General features: G+C 66.2%; 13 protein-coding genes. 8 read left to right on the top strand and 5 right to left on the bottom strand.

Translation table 11 applies throughout. From position 1 onward, the window contains the following. Window positions 1–95: 95 nt before the first annotated feature. A complete protein-coding gene (locus J2X06_RS15550; protein WP_310063977.1) occupies window positions 96–2,348 on the bottom strand; it encodes a patatin-like phospholipase family protein in 2,253 nt (750 codons plus the stop codon). Between the two features lie 340 nt (window positions 2,349–2,688). On the opposite strand from J2X06_RS15550, the gene J2X06_RS15545 reads away from it, so the two are divergent. Further along, the gene (locus J2X06_RS15545) at window positions 2,689–4,236 is read left to right on the top strand and encodes a fumarate hydratase (protein WP_310063974.1); all 1,548 of its coding nucleotides are present in this window, start codon (window positions 2,689–2,691) and stop codon (window positions 4,234–4,236) included. A gap of 81 nt (window positions 4,237–4,317) precedes the next feature. On the opposite strand, the gene J2X06_RS15540 is transcribed toward J2X06_RS15545, so the two are convergent. The 3 genes from J2X06_RS15540 to J2X06_RS15530 form a co-directional block, all read right to left on the bottom strand. Beyond that, entirely contained in the window at window positions 4,318–5,274 is a 957-nt protein-coding gene (locus J2X06_RS15540) for a patatin-like phospholipase family protein (RefSeq protein WP_310063972.1), read from the bottom strand. A 94-nt stretch (window positions 5,275–5,368) separates the two neighbouring features. Next, the gene (locus J2X06_RS15535; RefSeq protein WP_310063971.1) at window positions 5,369–6,523 is read right to left on the bottom strand and encodes a phospholipase A; all 1,155 of its coding nucleotides are present in this window, start codon (window positions 6,521–6,523) and stop codon (window positions 5,369–5,371) included. A gap of 147 nt (window positions 6,524–6,670) precedes the next feature. Then, window positions 6,671–7,156, bottom strand: coding sequence for a DUF456 domain-containing protein (locus tag J2X06_RS15530; RefSeq protein ID WP_310063969.1), 486 nt, complete (start codon window positions 7,154–7,156; stop codon window positions 6,671–6,673). A 214-nt stretch (window positions 7,157–7,370) separates the two neighbouring features. On the opposite strand from J2X06_RS15530, the gene J2X06_RS15525 reads away from it, so the two are divergent. Then, on the top strand, window positions 7,371–7,580 hold the full coding sequence (locus J2X06_RS15525; RefSeq protein ID WP_310063967.1) for a cold-shock protein: 210 nt from the start codon (window positions 7,371–7,373) through the stop codon (window positions 7,578–7,580). 128 nt (window positions 7,581–7,708) lie between these two features. On the opposite strand, the gene J2X06_RS15520 is transcribed toward J2X06_RS15525, so the two are convergent. Further along, on the bottom strand, window positions 7,709–8,824 hold the full coding sequence (locus J2X06_RS15520; RefSeq protein ID WP_310063965.1) for a M35 family metallo-endopeptidase: 1,116 nt from the start codon (window positions 8,822–8,824) through the stop codon (window positions 7,709–7,711). A 285-nt stretch (window positions 8,825–9,109) separates the two neighbouring features. Between J2X06_RS15520 and J2X06_RS15515 the strand changes: the two genes are divergently transcribed. From J2X06_RS15515 to J2X06_RS15490, 6 genes are read left to right on the top strand one after another with little or no spacing between them, the layout of a single operon-like run. Next, window positions 9,110–9,670, top strand: coding sequence for a GspH/FimT family pseudopilin (locus J2X06_RS15515; protein ID WP_310063963.1), 561 nt, complete (start codon window positions 9,110–9,112; stop codon window positions 9,668–9,670). Next, complete coding sequence (gene pilV, locus J2X06_RS15510; protein ID WP_310063960.1) at window positions 9,667–10,140, top strand: type IV pilus modification protein PilV; 474 nt, start codon at window positions 9,667–9,669, stop codon at window positions 10,138–10,140. Before J2X06_RS15515 ends, pilV begins: the two co-directional genes overlap by 4 nt. Beyond that, window positions 10,140–11,306, top strand: coding sequence for a PilW family protein (locus tag J2X06_RS15505; RefSeq protein WP_310063958.1), 1,167 nt, complete (start codon window positions 10,140–10,142; stop codon window positions 11,304–11,306). The genes pilV and J2X06_RS15505 overlap by 1 nt, the downstream gene beginning before the upstream one ends. Further along, a complete protein-coding gene (locus J2X06_RS15500) occupies window positions 11,303–11,845 on the top strand; it encodes a pilus assembly PilX family protein (RefSeq protein ID WP_310063957.1) in 543 nt (180 codons plus the stop codon). The genes J2X06_RS15505 and J2X06_RS15500 overlap by 4 nt, the downstream gene beginning before the upstream one ends. A gap of 20 nt (window positions 11,846–11,865) precedes the next feature. Further along, a complete protein-coding gene (locus J2X06_RS15495; protein WP_310063955.1) occupies window positions 11,866–15,558 on the top strand; it encodes a pilus assembly protein in 3,693 nt (1,230 codons plus the stop codon). After that, on the top strand, window positions 15,555–15,977 hold the full coding sequence (locus J2X06_RS15490; protein ID WP_310063953.1) for a type IV pilin protein: 423 nt from the start codon (window positions 15,555–15,557) through the stop codon (window positions 15,975–15,977). Before J2X06_RS15495 ends, J2X06_RS15490 begins: the two co-directional genes overlap by 4 nt. The last annotated feature ends 19 nt before the right edge of the window (window positions 15,978–15,996 follow it).

Raw genomic sequence — 15,996 nt, 5'->3', positions numbered from 1 at the left:
CTGAATCCGGCCAGCCGCCGGGACCCGGCCGCCAGACGGGGCCGGACAAGGCAGGCGGCCTCCCGGAAGCCGGTTCGGAGGCAATGGGAAACCCCTCAGAACTGATCGCTGATCTGCAGGAACACCGTTCCCTTTCCGCCCTCCCGTGCGCCCACTCCGAACATCACCGGGCCCAGCCAGGAATCGAAACCGAAGTAGACACTGCCGTTCCAGATGCCGTCGGTCAGGCTCATGTCGTCGCGCTGCTGCCAGGCGTTGCCGTACTCGAGTGTGCTCGCCAGCAGCGCGGGGCGGCCGAAGACGTCGGCCAGCTCGTACACGTAGCCGCCCAGCAATATTGCGTAGTTCTGCCCGGTGAGTTCGTTGCTGCGGAAGCCGACCAGGCGTCCGCGTCCGCCCAGGCGGTAGATGCTCTGGATGGGGGCAACGCCGGAAATGGTCGAGTGATAGCGCGCCCCCAGTTCGATGGCATGCAGCCCGAACCGGTGGGCGTAGACGACGTCGAGATCGAGCTGGTCGAAGTCGGTGTCGGCGCCCAGTGCTTCGTCCGAGCGCTTGTAGCCCAGGCGGCCGAAATAGCCGTCGCGGGGGAAGTAGACGCTGTCCAGGCGATCCACGGTGACCACCGCGGCGACCTCGCCGACCTGGAAGTTCAGGTCCGGCAGGTCGGGATCGCCGGTCTGGACTTCGGCCTCGCCGGCCCCGCGCCTTATTCCGATCTGCGCCGCGCCATAGTTGCCGAACTCGCGCACCCACGCCGCTTCGAGTGCACCCAGATGCGTGGCGTAGGTGGCGGTGTTGTTGCCTTCGGTGTCGAAGACGTTGATCTGCGGATTGAGGAATTCCGCTGCCGCGAACAGGTTGTTGCGGTTGCGCGGATCGAACGGATGGAAGTACGTGGCCGCGAGCGCCGGTTCGTTGCCGATCTGCGCCAGGATCCTCGCTTCGGCGCCGTAGCTCGACACCGGCGCGAACAGCAGGCCGACGCGCAGGTTGGTGTTGGAGGTGCCCTCGAAATCCGAATCCACGGACAGCCCCGCCTGCAGGTACACCGGTCCTTGCGGCTTGGGCTGGGCCTGCACCACCATGCCGCGGCGCCCGTTTTCCTCCACCACCTGGTAGCTCACCAGCGCGAAGGTCTCGGTCCCGTAGATCCGTTGCAGCTGCTGCTCGAGGTCGTCGACATCGAGCGGCTGCCCCAGCGGCACATCGAGGCGATCCAGGAAGAATGCATCGTCGTAGCCGGTGCGATTGTCCAGGCGCACGAACTCGATCGCCGCAGGCGTGGGAGCATGCTTGGGCGCCGGCTGGGCAGCCAGCATCGGATCCGCGCTGCCTTGCTCGCGGGCCAGCGACGCCAACCGCGGCATGGCCGACGCTGCCGCCTTGGCGCCGATCTCGAGCGCCTGCTTGCCCTTGGTGAAATCGCTGGTACCGACGTCCTTTCCCAGTGCCGGCACGATCAGGATGTCGCGGTTGCCGAGCGTGGCGAGACGGGCGCGGGTATTGCCGGTGGTGAGCATGCCGGTCATCTGGTTCAGCACCGCCACCAGGCTTGCGTCGACATCCAGCTTCTCCAGCGGCGTGCCGACGTCCACGGCGATGACGACATCGGCGCCCATGTCGCGCACCACGTCCACCGGCACCTGGTTCACCAGCCCGCCGTCGACCAGCACCCGGCCGTCGATCTCGACCGGGTTGAAGATGCCCGGCAACGACATGCTGGCGCGCATGGCCAGCGCCAGGCTGCCGTGGTCGATCACCACGGGCTCGGCGGTGTTGATGTCCGTGGCGACGGCGCGATAGGGAATGGGCAACCGGTCGAAGTGGTCGATGCCGCTCACCGGCAGCGTCATGCGTTCGAACAGCATCAGGATGCGCTGGCCGGCCAGCACGCCGGTGGTCAGCTTGAGCCTGCCCTTTTCAACGCCTACGCCGATCGAGTTGACCGCGAGGCGGTCGTCGGCCTTTCGACGGTACGAGCGCTCGCGGCGCTCCAGCGAGTCGTTGAAAAGGCGATCCCAGTCGATCGACAACACCTGCTGTTCGATCTCGGCGGGCGTCTGTCCCGTCGCGTATAGCGCGCCGACCAGCGAGCCCATGCTGGTTCCGGCCACGCAATCGACTTTGACGCCGGCCTGCTCGATCGCCTTGAGGACGCTCACATGAGCGATGCCGCGGGCGCCGCCGCCGCCCAGTGCGAGGCCCACCCGCGGGCGCGTATCGTCCGGCGCGCGCGTGCCGCAACTGTTTTTCTGGGCGGCATCCGCTACGGCGGCCTGGGCGGCGAGCAGGAGAAAGAGGATCCAGTGGCATTTGCCAGGACGCGGGCGGGTATGGCGTGCCAACCTGATCCCCTCGTGGTGTGTCGACGGACGATCCTGGCGAACAGCCCTTCAGCGACGCGTGACGCCCGATGGTTCGGTGAACTGCCGGATTACCGGGGGGAAACCACATCCGGTGGAACGATGCGCAAGTGTCCGTCCGGCCAAGGCGGGCAGGTACAACGGCCTGCAGGCCGCCCATGGGCACTTCTGCCGAGATCACGATGGGCAGCCGCTACTACAAGGACGACGAGTTGAGTTGAACCAGCAGGCGGGCAGGTGCGGGCGAGGAGCCTGACCGCGGCAGGCATCGGCCGGATGCGGGCGGTAGAATGGCCGCCCCCACCGCCAGCCCATGCCCGCCGTGACCCTCCGCAAGTCCGCTTCCAACGCACCCGTCTCGATCCGCCAGGAAGACCTGATCCAGTCCGTCGCCGACGCGCTGCAGTACATCTCCTACTACCACCCGGTCGATTACATCCGCAGTCTCGCCGCCGCTTATGAGCGCGAGCAGTCGGCGGCGGCCAAGGATGCGATTGCCCAGATCCTGATCAACTCGCGCATGTGCGCCGAGGGCCATCGTCCGATCTGCCAGGACACCGGCATCGTCACGGTGTTCCTGGAAATCGGCATGAATGTGCGCTGGGACGACGCCACCATGGGCGTGGAGGACATGGTCCACGAGGGCGTGCGCCGCGCCTATAACCATCCGGACAACAAGCTGCGCGCCAGCGTGCTGGCCGATCCGGCCGGCAAGCGCACCAACACGAAGGACAACACGCCGGGCGTGGTCAACGTGAAGGTCGTGCCGGGCAACACGGTGGACGTGATCGTCGCGGCCAAGGGCGGCGGCTCGGAAGCCAAGAGCAAATTCGCGATGCTCAACCCGTCCGACTCGATCGTCGACTGGGTGCTCAAGACCGTGCCGACCATGGGCGCCGGCTGGTGCCCACCGGGCATGCTCGGCATCGGTATCGGCGGCACCGCGGAGAAGGCGATGCTGCTGGCCAAGGAAGCGCTGATGGAGCCGATCGACATCACCGAGCTGCAGGCTCGCGGCGCGAGCAACCGCGCCGAGGAACTGCGCCTGGAGCTGTACGAGAAGGTCAACGCGCTCGGCATCGGCGCGCAGGGCCTGGGCGGCCTGACTACGGTGCTCGACATCAAGGTCAAGGATTACCCGACGCACGCCGCCAACCTGCCTGTTGCACTGATCCCGAATTGCGCGGCCACCCGCCATGCGCATTTCACGCTCGACGGCAGCGGTCCGGTGATGCTGGATCCGCCGTCGCTGGCCGACTGGCCACAGCTGACCTACGACGCCTCCAAGGGCCGCCGCGTCAATCTGGACACGCTGACAAAGGAAGACGTCGCCAGCTGGAAGCCGGGCGAGGTGCTGCTGCTCAACGGCAAGCTGCTGACCGGACGCGACGCCGCGCACAAGCGCATCGTCGACATGCTCAACAAGGGCGAGGCATTGCCCGTGGACCTGCGCGGTCGCTTCATCTACTACGTCGGTCCGGTCGATCCGGTGCGCGACGAGGTCGTAGGCCCCGCGGGGCCGACCACCGCCACGCGCATGGACAAGTTCACCGAACAGGTATTGGCGCAGACCGGCCTGATGGGCATGGTCGGCAAGGCCGAGCGCGGCCCGGCGGCGATCGAGGCGATCCGCAAGCATCAGTCCGCCTACTTGATGGCGGTCGGTGGCGCGGCCTACCTCGTGTCGAAGGCGATCAAGGCGGCCAAGGTGGTTGGCTTCGCCGACCTGGGCATGGAAGCGATCTACGAATTCGAAGTGCAGGACATGCCGGTCACGGTCGCCGTTGATTCCAGCGGCGAGTCGGTGCACAAGACCGGCCCGCGCGAATGGCAGGCGAAGATCGGCAAGATTCCGGTCGTGGTCGAGTAATACCGCCGCCGACCACGCGGCGAATCGCACGCAGAAGCCCGGGCTTGTCCCGGACTTCTGCGTTTCAGCATCCGGTGATCGCTACAGCCGCGATGCCAGCGAGCCGAGCTTGGCCTGCGTGTTGGCGTGGAGCAGGTAGTCCTTGGCCATCGCCTCGAGCGCAGCAACATTCGTCGCGCTGACGTCGTCCAGATCGTCCAGCCCGGTGAGCAGTTCCGCCTGGAGGCGGAAGTAGCCGTCGCCGACCAGGTGCTGGGCGATGTAATCGACGGCGTCGGTGCTGCCGTCGAACAGCACGTCGATGATCGGGATCGCCCATTCCAGTGCGCCCCATTCCTGCGCCGACTTCAGGTCGATCGGGCGGCTGCGTTCGCCGCTGCCGACCGACAGCACGACCAGGTCCTGCGCACTGTCCACGCGCGCGTCCTTGCGTAGCGCCTCGGCGATCGCGCACGCGGTCGGATTGTTGGCCACGACGCCGCCGTCGATCAATGCACGCCCGCGGCCTTCCACCATCATCGGGTGGGCCGGGAAGTAGGTGGGCGCCGCCGAGGACGCACGGCACACCTCCCACATCGGCAGGTCGGCGTGCTCGGCCTTGAAGCTCTTGAAGACGATGGGCGTGCGCGAGATCGTGTCGTAGCTGGTGACCAGCAGCGGCTTCTTGGCCTGGCCCAACGTCGCCGCGCCGAAGACCTTTCTGAGCACGCTTTCCAGTCCCTTGCCGTCGTAGCGCGGCGCCGACACGCCCTGCGTGAACAGTCGCCCGGCACGCGACCACAGACGACCGGCCATGCCGGGAAAGATCTCGTGGCGCTGCTCGCGATAGAGCTCCGCCAGTTGCTGCGGCGGCAGGCCGATGGCCAGGCCACAGGCCACGATCGCGCCGGTCGAGCTGCCTGCCAGCAGGTCGAAGCTCTTCAGTACGCCGGGCTTGCCGGCGCGGGTCAGCGCATCGTCCACGCCCGCCAACCAAAGGCAGCTGACCAGGCCTCGAATACCTCCACCATCGAGGGACAGGATGCGGCGCATCTTCATCGTGACGTCTCCTTGCACTCGCTCTCCAGCTTCCGGCAACGGGACGTCATGATCTGCGATGGCGGTCGCACAGCCTGCGACCTGGAACCTCCGGTCAGTACCACTCCAGCAACGAGATACCCAGGCCGATGTACGTCGCGCGGTGGTTGTAATCGATCAGGCTCTCGCCATAGCCGTCGAACACCTGCACGTGCCCGCGCAGGCTGTTGTGGATGGGAAACCCCCAGTCGAACTGCACCGCGCCATGAGAGCGATCGCCACCGCGCAACGAGTGGCGCGCCATCATCGAGAACTCATGGCCGTCATGCTGGTAGACCAGCGTGGCATCGGCGCGGCCCATGTAATCCTGGATATCGGGATTGTTGTCATCGGCGCCGCTTTCCGGCACCCGCCACCACGGACGCACCGTCAGTGCCCAGTTCTCGCGATCCAGGCCGACCACGCCAATGACGCGGTTCCAGCTGCGCGAGAGCGGATTGGCGCGGCCGTTGGACTGGTGGTTGAAGCTGACGCCGGCCATGCGCCCGTTCCAGCCCCCGAGCCGGTAGTTGTTGCGGAATATCAGCATCACCTCCGGCTCGTAGTCGGTTTCGCGAAACGGCCGGGAGGTTTCGGAGCTGTAGACCTGCCAGCGCGAACTCTGCGTGTACGCCATCCACAGGTCGCCGTTGTCGCCGAAGATGTTTTCCCAAGCCTTGGTCTTGAAGCTGAGCTGGAACTTGGCCTCCAGCGCATCCACCGGAATGGGCTCGCTCACGGTGTTGTCGGGGTTGGGCGAATGCGGCGTCTCGTTGGGATCGCTGCTCCAGAACGCGGGCAGCAGGTAGACCGGCTTGTACGGGCGAAAGTTGAAGATGCCCAGCTTGGAGTCCCGGGCCAGCTCCCAGCGACTGTCGAGCAGCGAACCTTTGCCGGCATTGGCGATGGCGCTGCGCAGCGCATCGTCCACGTACAGGTCGCCTTGCGTCGGCGCGGTGGCCTCTATTTCCGGCTGTATCTGGTCGGCCAGTTCCAGGTTCTGCTGGATCGCACGTGCTTCCTTCGCGGCGATGTCGGCGCGGTGCGTGTCGTGGGCGGAGCGGCCCAGCGCCGCGTCGTAGCAGGCGAGCCGGTCGGCGTCGATGTTGATCGAAACGCATGCCTCGGGCGTAGCAGGAGTCGCGGGTGCCTGGGCTTGAGCGAACAGGGGGAGGGCGGTCAGTAGCGGGATCGAAATGCGCAGACGGTCGCGCTTGGAGACTGGCGGCATGCGTAACTCATGGGCGTGTCGGATAAACGGCGGCAGTGTGGCATCGCCGTGCTGCCGGAATAATGAACGATGGTGAGCATGGAGCGTTGCACGCGTGCCTCGGGATAACCGCCAGGCGGGCCGACCCGCCGGACGCGGGAATGACGGTCAAAAGAACCAGGCGAACGCAAACAACCCCACCATCGCGAACGCGAGCCCGAGCTTCAGCACGATCCCGAACACGATGCCCAGCCACGTGCCGAATCCGACCTTGGTTGCCTTGCGCACTTCGCGGCCGTGTATGAGTTCACCGCCGAGCGCGCCCACGAACGGTCCGGCGAACAGTCCCACCGGGCCGAAGAACAATCCCGCGAAGGTACCTAACACCGCACCTGCCACGGCCAGCTTGCTGGCCCCGACACGCTTGGCGCCCAGCGAGGTGGCCAGGAAGTCGATGCCCAGCGACAGCAGCGTCAGCAACCCCAGGACCAGCATCGGGACCCAACCTACCTCCTGGAAGTTTCCGGCCCAGGCCGCCAACAGCATGCCGGCGAAAACCAGTGGCAGGCCGGGCAGTGCCGGCAGCACCGTGCCGGCGATTCCGACCAGGATCAACAGCCCGGCCAGTACGTAATAAATAGGTGTGGGGTCCATATCCAACAGTCCGTTTGTGGGGCACTTTGCCTTTATTGCATTTTCATGCGGTGCGGGGTACTTTGCGGTCGCTGTGTTTGCCAGGGTCACCGTGAATCGTGGCCCGATGCGGTTGATCCGACGATCCGCTACATCGTTGCACCTCGCTTCCTCCTTGCAACCAGCACGCGTCGCAAGGCGCGTTTTCAACCAATGTTCCAAGGAGAAAGTAAAAATGTCGTCCCGTGAATCCGGTACCGTCAAGTGGTTCAACGATGCCAAGGGCTTCGGCTTCATCAGCCGTGAGAATGGCGAAGACGTGTTCGTCCACTTCCGCGCCATCCAGACCCAGGGCTTCAAGAGCCTGAAGGAAGGCCAGAAGGTGACGTTCACCGTCGTACAGGGTCAGAAGGGTCTGCAGGCCGACGCCGTCGAGCCGCAGTAATTCGACCAGGCCACGCGACGGTTCGCCGCGCGCAGGCTTTGGAAACCCGGCTTCGGCCGGGTTTCTTTTTTCTGCGGGACAGAACGACGACGGCCCGCAGGAGCGGGCCGCCGCAGGGCGAAGCAAAGTCAGTTGAGCGACGGATGGTTCTCGGCGAAATACTCGTGGCTGTCGGCGTTGTTGAGTGCACCGTTGGGGTCGGTGGCCGCCAGGTTCTTCGCACCGGTCTGGCCGTAGACGATGTCGTCGGTGCTGGCGACCACGTTGAAATGGCTCACCTCATGGATCAGCGTGCCGGCCCGTGAGTCGGTGCCCGTGCGTGGTGCGGTCCAGAAGGCGCGGCACACGAAGATCTCGTAAGCGCGGGTCGGGTAGACATAGGCGTAGTAGTTCTGGTTGCAACCGCAGTTGATCGTGACCTGTCCGCCGCTCTGGTCGATGGCGGCATCGATATCGACGAAATGCTGCTTGGCCGTACCGTAACGCGACGAGGTGTAGGCACCGAACCAGGTCGTGTAGCGCGAACCCACCGTGCCGGCATTGAGGTAGCCCTTGGCGTTCTCGGAGTAGGCGCGTGCCGAGACGACGGCATCGCCGGCGTCGCTGATCTGGGTGGTGCTGCAACCCTTGTAGGTCACGCCGTTGACGAGAGTGCCGCCGGTGCCGGGCTTGCCCTTGCCGGCGGTGTTGCCGGCGCCCTTGCTCGCACCGAGCTGGTCGGTGCCGTCCACCCACAATCGCAGCGACGCGCTTTGCGCGAGCATCGGAAGGCCATTGGCCTGCTTGAGCTGGCTGCCGTCCGACAGCGAAGCGTGCTGCAGCGGGGAGCGGAAAGTGACGATGTATTCGCCGGTCGTGGACAGGTCGTAGGCGCTGGACAAATCGACCACCGTGCGCAGGCTTTCACCGGCACGCAGGATCGTGAAGTCCGCTGCCTGCGGCAGGCCGCGCTTGATCAGCGCGCCTTCGTACTGGACCGCAGTGCCATCACGGCTGACGCTGAAAAGCTTCGACTCGATGAATTCCGACGGCAGTTCCCAACTGGGAACACGCACGGTGTGACGGCTGGTGTTGGTCACGGTGACCTCGACCGCGCCCAGGAAGTCACCGGCGGCGCCCGCTGCGGCCACGACGCTGACGCGCAGCGGATTGGTCTTGGCCAAGGGAGGTGCCGCGGTGGCAGCAGCGACTGCGCCGGCCAGGACAGCGGCGCCCGATACGACGTGCATGAGGCGAAATTCCATTCGAAACCCCCGGTTAGCAACGTAGGAAAGGTCCGCGGACACGGACCGGCCGACACTAGCCGACCCGGCCTTCGGCCCGGGTGATGGAGGCCGACGGACGGCGCGCAAATCTGCGACCGGCTTCTGAATTTGTGATAAAAAAGCCGCCGGTCGGTTTCTTTGACCGTTCCATCCGCTACTTTATGCCGTGTGTCGGCTGTATTGGCCGTCGCCGTTAGGGGATAACGGCGTCGGCGTCGAGGCATCGGGATGGATGTCGGGGACAGGGAACAGGGGAGGGGAAGGATGCGCGCCCAATCGCGCGGTTTCACGCTGGTGGAACTGCTGGTCACCCTTGCGGTGGCCGCGATCCTGCTCGCCTTGGCTACGCCGTCGTTCGCCGACCTGCTGCGCGCCAATCGCCTGGCCGCCGCCAACAACGCCCTGGTGACAGCACTCAACGTTGCGCGTGCCGAGGCTCTGCGCCGTGGCCAGCCCGTCACGGTCTGCGCCAGCGCCGACCAGCGCAGCTGCAGTGCCAGCACCGACTGGGCCACCGGCTGGGTCGTGTTCCAGGACACCGCCATGAGCGGCGCTCCCGCCGCTCCGCAAAACGCTTCGGGCAGCGACTACGAGCAACGCATGGTGTCGGTATCGCCCGCCACCGATGCGGGATTCGCCCTCACCGGCGCCGACCAGTGGTACCGCTACTCACCTACCGGCACCTTGAGCTGGAGCACGGCCGGCACGCTGGGCGAGCGCAGCTTCGTACTGCGCAACAGCCTTTGTCGCGGCAACCAGCAACGCCGGATCACCGTCAACCGCATCGGCCGCCTACGCAGCGCCGCGGAGTCGTGCACCCAATGAAAAGCCCACGCACACAACAAGGCTTCAGCCTGATCGAAGTGCTGGTCGCGCTGGTCGTGACCACGATGGGGCTGCTTGGTCTGGCATCGCTGCAACTGCTGTCGATCAAGACTCAGCACAACGCCTTCATGCGCGGTCAGGCGACGCAGATCAACCACGACATGATCGAACGCATGCGCGGCAACTGCGCCGCCGCATTGGCCGGTTCGTACAACCTCACCCTGGCCGGCACACCGGGCTCCGGTAACGACCTGCCCAGCACCGACCTGCGCCAGTGGCGCGCACGCATTGCGCAGGCATTGCCGGAAGGCACCGGCTCGGTCGCCGTCAATGCGGCCACGCGCGTGGCCACGGTGACCGTGCGCTGGAACGACGCGCGCGGCGATCAGGGCGCCGAGAACGCCGCCGCCGTTGCCGGCGACCCGGCCCTGCTGGCCTTCAGCGAGAGCACGCGTCTATGCACCCAATGATGTGGACATCCCGGCGCCCGGTGCCTGGGCGCGACGGCTGGCTGTCGCGAAGGCAGGCGCTTGGCCTGTCGCTGATCGAACTGATGGTGGCGATGGTGCTCGGGCTGTTGCTGCTCGGCGCGGTCCTGCAGGTCTACCTGTCGACCAAGATGACGTTCGTCGCCCAGGACCAGAAGTCCGGCGTCGAGGAAACCGGGCGCTATGCGCTCGAATACATCGCCCGCGACGTGCGCATGGCCGGCCTGACCGGTTGCGGCAGCCGCACGATGCCGGGCGCGCAGTTCCCGGTCACCAACCATGTCAATGGCGCCGGCACGTTCCCTTGGCGGTTCAACGTCGCGATCATGGGCTACGAGGCCAACAGCAGTGCGCCAGGAAATACGCTGACGCTGGCCGCCAGCGATCCGGCGGCGGGCGGCACCTGGGACGCCACCCTCCCGCAGGCCCTGCGCGACATGGGCCTGGCGGTTCCGGGGGCGGACGTGCTGCTGCTCGGAGGCCTCGGTGCGCAGACCTGGCCGCTGGTCGATCCGTTCACCAGCGGCTCGCAGATGTTCGTCCAGACGGGCAACGACATTGCCCAGGGCGATGTCCTGTTCGTAACCGACTGCGCGCAGGGCATCGTCTTCCAGGCCACCGCCGTGACTCAGGCGGGCGGCAAGACCAACGTGGTCGGATCCAACGCCGCCACGGTCACGCCGGGCAACAGCAGCAACATCGCCGAACAGGGTCCCAACGGCGGCGCCTTCCGCCAAGGGGCGATGGTCGCGCGTGCGACTAGCATCGCCTATTTCATCGGACGCGGATCCGGCGGCGCGCCGTCGCTGTTCCGGGCGACCTTGCTGGCGCCCGACAACAATGCAAATTCCCGCGTGCTGCGTTCGGAAGAGCTGGTCAGCGGCATCGAATCGATGCAACTGCTCTACGGCGTCGACACCGACGGCGACTTTGCCATCAACAGCTACCAGACCGCCGCCGGCGTCGCCGACTGGGAACAGGTTCGCACCGTGCAGCTGGCGCTGCTGGCACGCGCGGCGGAGAACAGCTTGGCGCAGGACGACGCTGCCACCTACGCACTGGCAGGAACGACGGTCAATCCCGTCGACGATCGCCGCCAGCGTCGCGTGTTCGCCATGACCATCTCGCTACGGAACCGTCTGCCATGACCGCGCGACGCACGCCCACCCTTATCGCGCCCGCCCTTGCCAAGCCCGCCGTTGCCAAGCATCAGGCTCGCGGCTCGGTGCTGATGGTCAGCCTGTTGATCATGATCGTGCTGACGCTGCTGGTGCTGGCGGCGATGCGCGGCTCGACGCTGATGGAGCGGCTGGTCGGCAATTCGCGCCAGCTCGACCAGGCCTTCCAGACCACCGAGGCGGCGCTGCGTCACGGCGAGTCGCTGGTGGATGGCGCACTGCCCGATGTGATCACCGCCAACGGCTGGTATCACTACGCCGCCAAGCCGTCACCGGACTGGAGCACGCCGACGGCATGGGACGCGGCGGGCAACGGCAAGATCAGTTATTCGATCGACGGCGCCAACGCGCAGATCGCGATCGAGGAATTGCCCGCGGTGCCGGATCCGGGCGGCGGCCTCAACCCGACCGAACAGCCGCAGGACTCCACGGTCTACCGGATCAGCGCACGCGGCTACGGCCAGCGCGGCGACACCTTCGTGATTCTGCAAACCACCTATCGGCGCTGACCGAAGGGCAGGGGGACGACATGAAAACGAATATTTGCGGAGCGCTGTCGGCGACAGCGCTGGTGTTGGGTACGGCCATGCTGACGCCCGGCACGGACGTGCAGGCCGGCATCGCGCAGCAGCCCTTGACCATCGGCACGCGGGTCAAGCCCAACCTCATGCTGGTGATCGACAACTCAGGCAGCATGGACGGCGAGGGTCTGTATCCGACCAACGACGGTGCGTTGTGGTGGAACACCCGCACGCGCACGTTCTGGGGCGCGTCCACCGGGCGTGGCGGCAATGCCGGGCTCAACTTCAACGACGCCGGCACGGCCGACAGTACCTGGAAGAAATACGTCTACCTCTTCCCCGCCGAACCGCGCGTCTATGCCGACGCCGACCACGACCACTTCGCGGTGCCGCCGACGCTGGAGTTCGCCTTCGCCCGCAGCCCGGACTACAACGGCCAGTACTATGATCCATCGGTCAGCTATGGGCCTTGGCCGAGCGAGGGCGGAACCACCTTCGCCGCCGCGACTCCCAGCGCGGTGAAGACCGATCCCCTCGGCACCATCACCATCAACGTCACCGGAAACGTGACCCAGTCGTTTCGCCTGCATCCGGGGATGCATAAGCCCAACGGCAACGCGATGGCGAACAACGAGCGCGCCGATGCCGACGAAGAGGTCGGCCGCAACTACGACTTCACCTACACGGTTGCGACGTACTACCGTCGCCGTACGGAAGCCTCGGCCTATACGGTGAACGCGCGCAGCTACAACTGCGCCACGCCCGATCCGGCTGCCTATGCCGCGTTCTTCGCCAACCCGGGTTCTGCCTCGTTCAACGACGGCGTGGTGGCGCTGGCGCCGGACGGCTACTGCCTGACACGCACCCAGATCTCCGCCGGCTCGGCGGAGATGCAGAACTTCGCCAACTGGTTCCAGTACCACCGCAAACGCCACCTGGCGCTGCGCGCCGGCATGGGCGAGGCGTTCAACGACATCAGCGGCATACGCCTGGGCGGCACGCCGATCAACAACCGTCCCGGCAGCGTCACGATGTACGACTTCGACAGCCAGCGCTCCGATGTCTACAACTGGTTCTACGGTATCGGCGGCAACAACGGGGGCACGCCCAACCGCGAGGGGTTGAAGTTCGCCGACGACCAGTTCGACAGCACCACCACCGGCATCGTCCAGCACGCCTGCCAGAAGAACTTCGTGCTGCAGTTCACCGACGGATTCTCCAGTCCCAACACCTCGTCCGGCGTCGGCAACGCCGATAGCGGAAAGGGCGCGCCGTACCAGGACGCCTACAGCAACACCATCGCCGACATCGCGATGAAGTACTACACGCGCATCCGCAGTGACCTGGCCGGCGGCCAGGTGCCGGTTCCGGTCGGTTGTCGCGCCGCGAACCGCGATCCGTCGCTGGACTGCAACGCCAACCCGCACGTCAACCATTACGGCATCACCCTGGGCGCGCAGGGCAACGTTTTCGGCGTGACCCACCAGCGTGTCGCCGATGCCTACACCACGGCGCCGACGTGGGTGGATCCGGCCGCCCAGCGCAGCCCGGTGCAGGTGGACGACCTGTATCACGCCTCGGTCAACGGACGCGGCGAGATGCTCAACGCACGTTCGAGCACCGAGCTGACGAACCGGCTGCGCCAGGCGCTGGAGTCGATCATCGCCAACTCGGAGGGTTCCGGCTCGCGTACTGCGTCTTCATCCACGCGCGCCGGCGGCGGATCGCTGCTGTTCCAGGCGCACTTCGATGCTTCGCAATGGACGGGCGAGCTGGCCGCACACGAGATCCTCACCGGCGGCGCGGTTTCGACGAGTCCGCGCTGGAGCGCCGCAGGCTCGATCCCGGCCCACGGCGTGCGCAACATCTATTTCCGCAATGCGTCCGGACAGCGCACCTCGTTCGAGTGGGACCAGCTGACCGCGGCCCAGCAAGCCTCGTTCAACCTCGATCCGGCCAATACCACGCGCAGCGACGGCGCCGGCCAGCGTCGCGTCGCCTGGCTTCGCGGCGATCGGACCGTGCAAGGCGTTCCTTCGCCCGGCGCCGTACGCCTGCGCGAGCGCACCTCGTCGCTGGGCGACATCGTCAACTCGAGCCCGCGTTATGTCGGCACCGAGAACTACGGATACGACCGCCTGCCGTCCGGTGCAGCGGGGCGCGACGACTACCAGGCGTTCCGATTCGGCAAGGCCAGCCGCACGTCGATGGTCTATATCGGCGCGAACGACGGCATGCTGCACGCCATCCGCGCCTCCGACGGCATCGAGCAGTGGGCGTTCATTCCGTCCGAATTCCTCGCGACCGGGCTCGGGCAGTCGCCGGCGCTGGCGCAGTTGCCGCGCAGCGATTACGCACATCGCTACTACGTCGACGGCCAGCCTGTCGCCGGCGATGCCTTCTTCGGCAATGCCTGGCATACCGTGCTGATCGTGCCGATGGGCGCGGGTGGCCGCAGCATCGTCGCCATCGACGTGACCAATCCGACCGCGAGCACTGCGCCGCAGGTGCTGTGGGAGTTCACTCATGCCGACCTCGGCCATGTCATGGGCCAGCCGAGCATCCAGCGCATGGCCAACGGACGCTGGGCTGCGATCTTCGGCAGCGGCTACGGGTTGAACAAGTCGGCCAAGCTCTTCATCGTCGACATCGAGACCGGCCAGCTGCTGACCGGCCCCGCCAACGCGCGCGCGCCGATCGACACCGACCCGGACTACAACCCGGCCACCAACCCGGCCAACGGGCTGTCGCCGCCTTATCCGGTCGATACCAATGGCGACGCCGTCATCGACATGATTTACGCCGGTGACCTGATGGGCAACCTGTGGCGTTTCGATGTCGACGCCACCTCGACGAACAGTTGGCGGGTCCATCACGGTCAGGCCAACGATCCACGCCCGTTGATCACCGTATGCGCCTCGGGCAACGTCGCCAACATCTATGGTTGCGCCGCCGCCAATCGTCAGCCGATCACGGTCCGGCCGGTGGTCGGTCGCGGTCCGTATTCGACGGGGCAGACGATCTATTTCGGCACCGGCAAGTTCTTCGAGGACGGCGACAATGCCATCACCGCCGGGGCGACGGGACCGGTGCAGAGCTTCTATGCCGTGCAGGATGACAATGCCAACAATCGTGACGTCGTCGCCGGGCGCAGCGTATTGCTGCAACAGTCGATCCTCAACGAGGTATCGCTGACCGGGCAGGGCTCGTATCGGGTCACGTCGAACAACGCTTTGACGACCAACCACAAGGGCTGGTTCATCGACCTGCACTACAGCGCCGCCGGCTTCCGTGGCGAGCGCGTGGTGGCCGATCCGGTGCTGCAGGGCGGGCGCATCATCTTCACCACCCTGATGCCCGGCGATGCGTGCAGCGGCGGCTCCGATGGCTGGCTGATGGAGTTGCAGGCGCGCGACGGCGGCCGGTTCGACAGCCCGATCCTGGACATCAACGGCGACGGCCTGTTCACCACCACCACGCCAAGCACCCCGGGGGACACCGTCACGCACGGTGGAAACCAGGTGCCTGTGTCGGGCATCAAGTCGACTGTCGGCGGTTTGCAGACGCCGAGCATCATCAACGTGCCGGGGCAGGGCTTGCAGAAGAAGATCATGTCCGGCGCCACCGGCAACATCCAGGAAGTAGGCGAGCGTGACGTCCTGCCGCGCGGGCGCACGTCTTGGAGGCAGTTCTGGCCATGAGCACATCCCGCCCTCCCGCCGTCATCGGCGGCTTCACCCTGATCGAATTGATGGTGGTAGTGGCGATCGTGGCGATCCTCGCCACCATCGCCTATCCCAGCTACGAGGAGCAGGTCCGCAAGACCCGCCGCGCCGAGGGCAAGGTCGCGCTCAACGAAGTCGCCAGTCGCCTGGAGCGCTGCTTCACCCGGTTCAATGCCTACAACGCCGCAGGCTGCAATGGGGTGGACCAGATGACCTCGGAGAACGACTGGTACCGGGTCAGCGCCAGCGCGATCGCGGCCAGTTCCTACACCTTGCGGGCCGTGCCGCAACGCGGGCAGGCGACCAGCGATACCAAGTGCGGCACGCTGACGCTGACGCATGTCGGCGTGCGTTCGCAGACCGGTACCCCGCCCAGCGGCTACCAGTGCTGGTAAGGGAAGCGTGGCCGCATAA

Origin of the sequence: Lysobacter niastensis (genome assembly GCF_031457115.1) — a bacterium.
Classification (GTDB): Bacteria; Pseudomonadota; Gammaproteobacteria; order Xanthomonadales; family Xanthomonadaceae; genus Lysobacter_J; species Lysobacter_J niastensis_A.
The sequence above is the reverse complement of the archived record's forward strand: the minus strand, read 5'-3'. Positions and strand labels throughout refer to the sequence as shown.

Excerpts from the sequence above, each read along its gene's own strand:
- J2X06_RS15520 (WP_310063965.1), bottom strand. The coding sequence starts at position 8,824 with ATGGAATTTCGCCTCATGCACGTCGTATCGGGCGCCGCTGTCCTGGCC.
- J2X06_RS15525 (WP_310063967.1), top strand. The coding sequence starts at position 7,371 with ATGTCGTCCCGTGAATCCGGTACCGTCAAGTGGTTCAACGATGCCAAG.
- J2X06_RS15495 (WP_310063955.1), top strand. The coding sequence starts at position 11,866 with ATGAAAACGAATATTTGCGGAGCGCTGTCGGCGACAGCGCTGGTGTTG.
- J2X06_RS15505 (WP_310063958.1), top strand. The coding sequence starts at position 10,140 with ATGTGGACATCCCGGCGCCCGGTGCCTGGGCGCGACGGCTGGCTGTCG.
- J2X06_RS15540 (WP_310063972.1), bottom strand. The coding sequence starts at position 5,274 with ATGAAGATGCGCCGCATCCTGTCCCTCGATGGTGGAGGTATTCGAGGC.
- J2X06_RS15500 (WP_310063957.1), top strand. The coding sequence starts at position 11,303 with ATGACCGCGCGACGCACGCCCACCCTTATCGCGCCCGCCCTTGCCAAG.
- pilV (WP_310063960.1), top strand. The coding sequence starts at position 9,667 with ATGAAAAGCCCACGCACACAACAAGGCTTCAGCCTGATCGAAGTGCTG.
- J2X06_RS15530 (WP_310063969.1), bottom strand. The coding sequence starts at position 7,156 with ATGGACCCCACACCTATTTATTACGTACTGGCCGGGCTGTTGATCCTG.
- J2X06_RS15515 (WP_310063963.1), top strand. The coding sequence starts at position 9,110 with ATGCGCGCCCAATCGCGCGGTTTCACGCTGGTGGAACTGCTGGTCACC.
- J2X06_RS15490 (WP_310063953.1), top strand. The coding sequence starts at position 15,555 with ATGAGCACATCCCGCCCTCCCGCCGTCATCGGCGGCTTCACCCTGATC.
- J2X06_RS15535 (WP_310063971.1), bottom strand. The coding sequence starts at position 6,523 with ATGCCGCCAGTCTCCAAGCGCGACCGTCTGCGCATTTCGATCCCGCTA.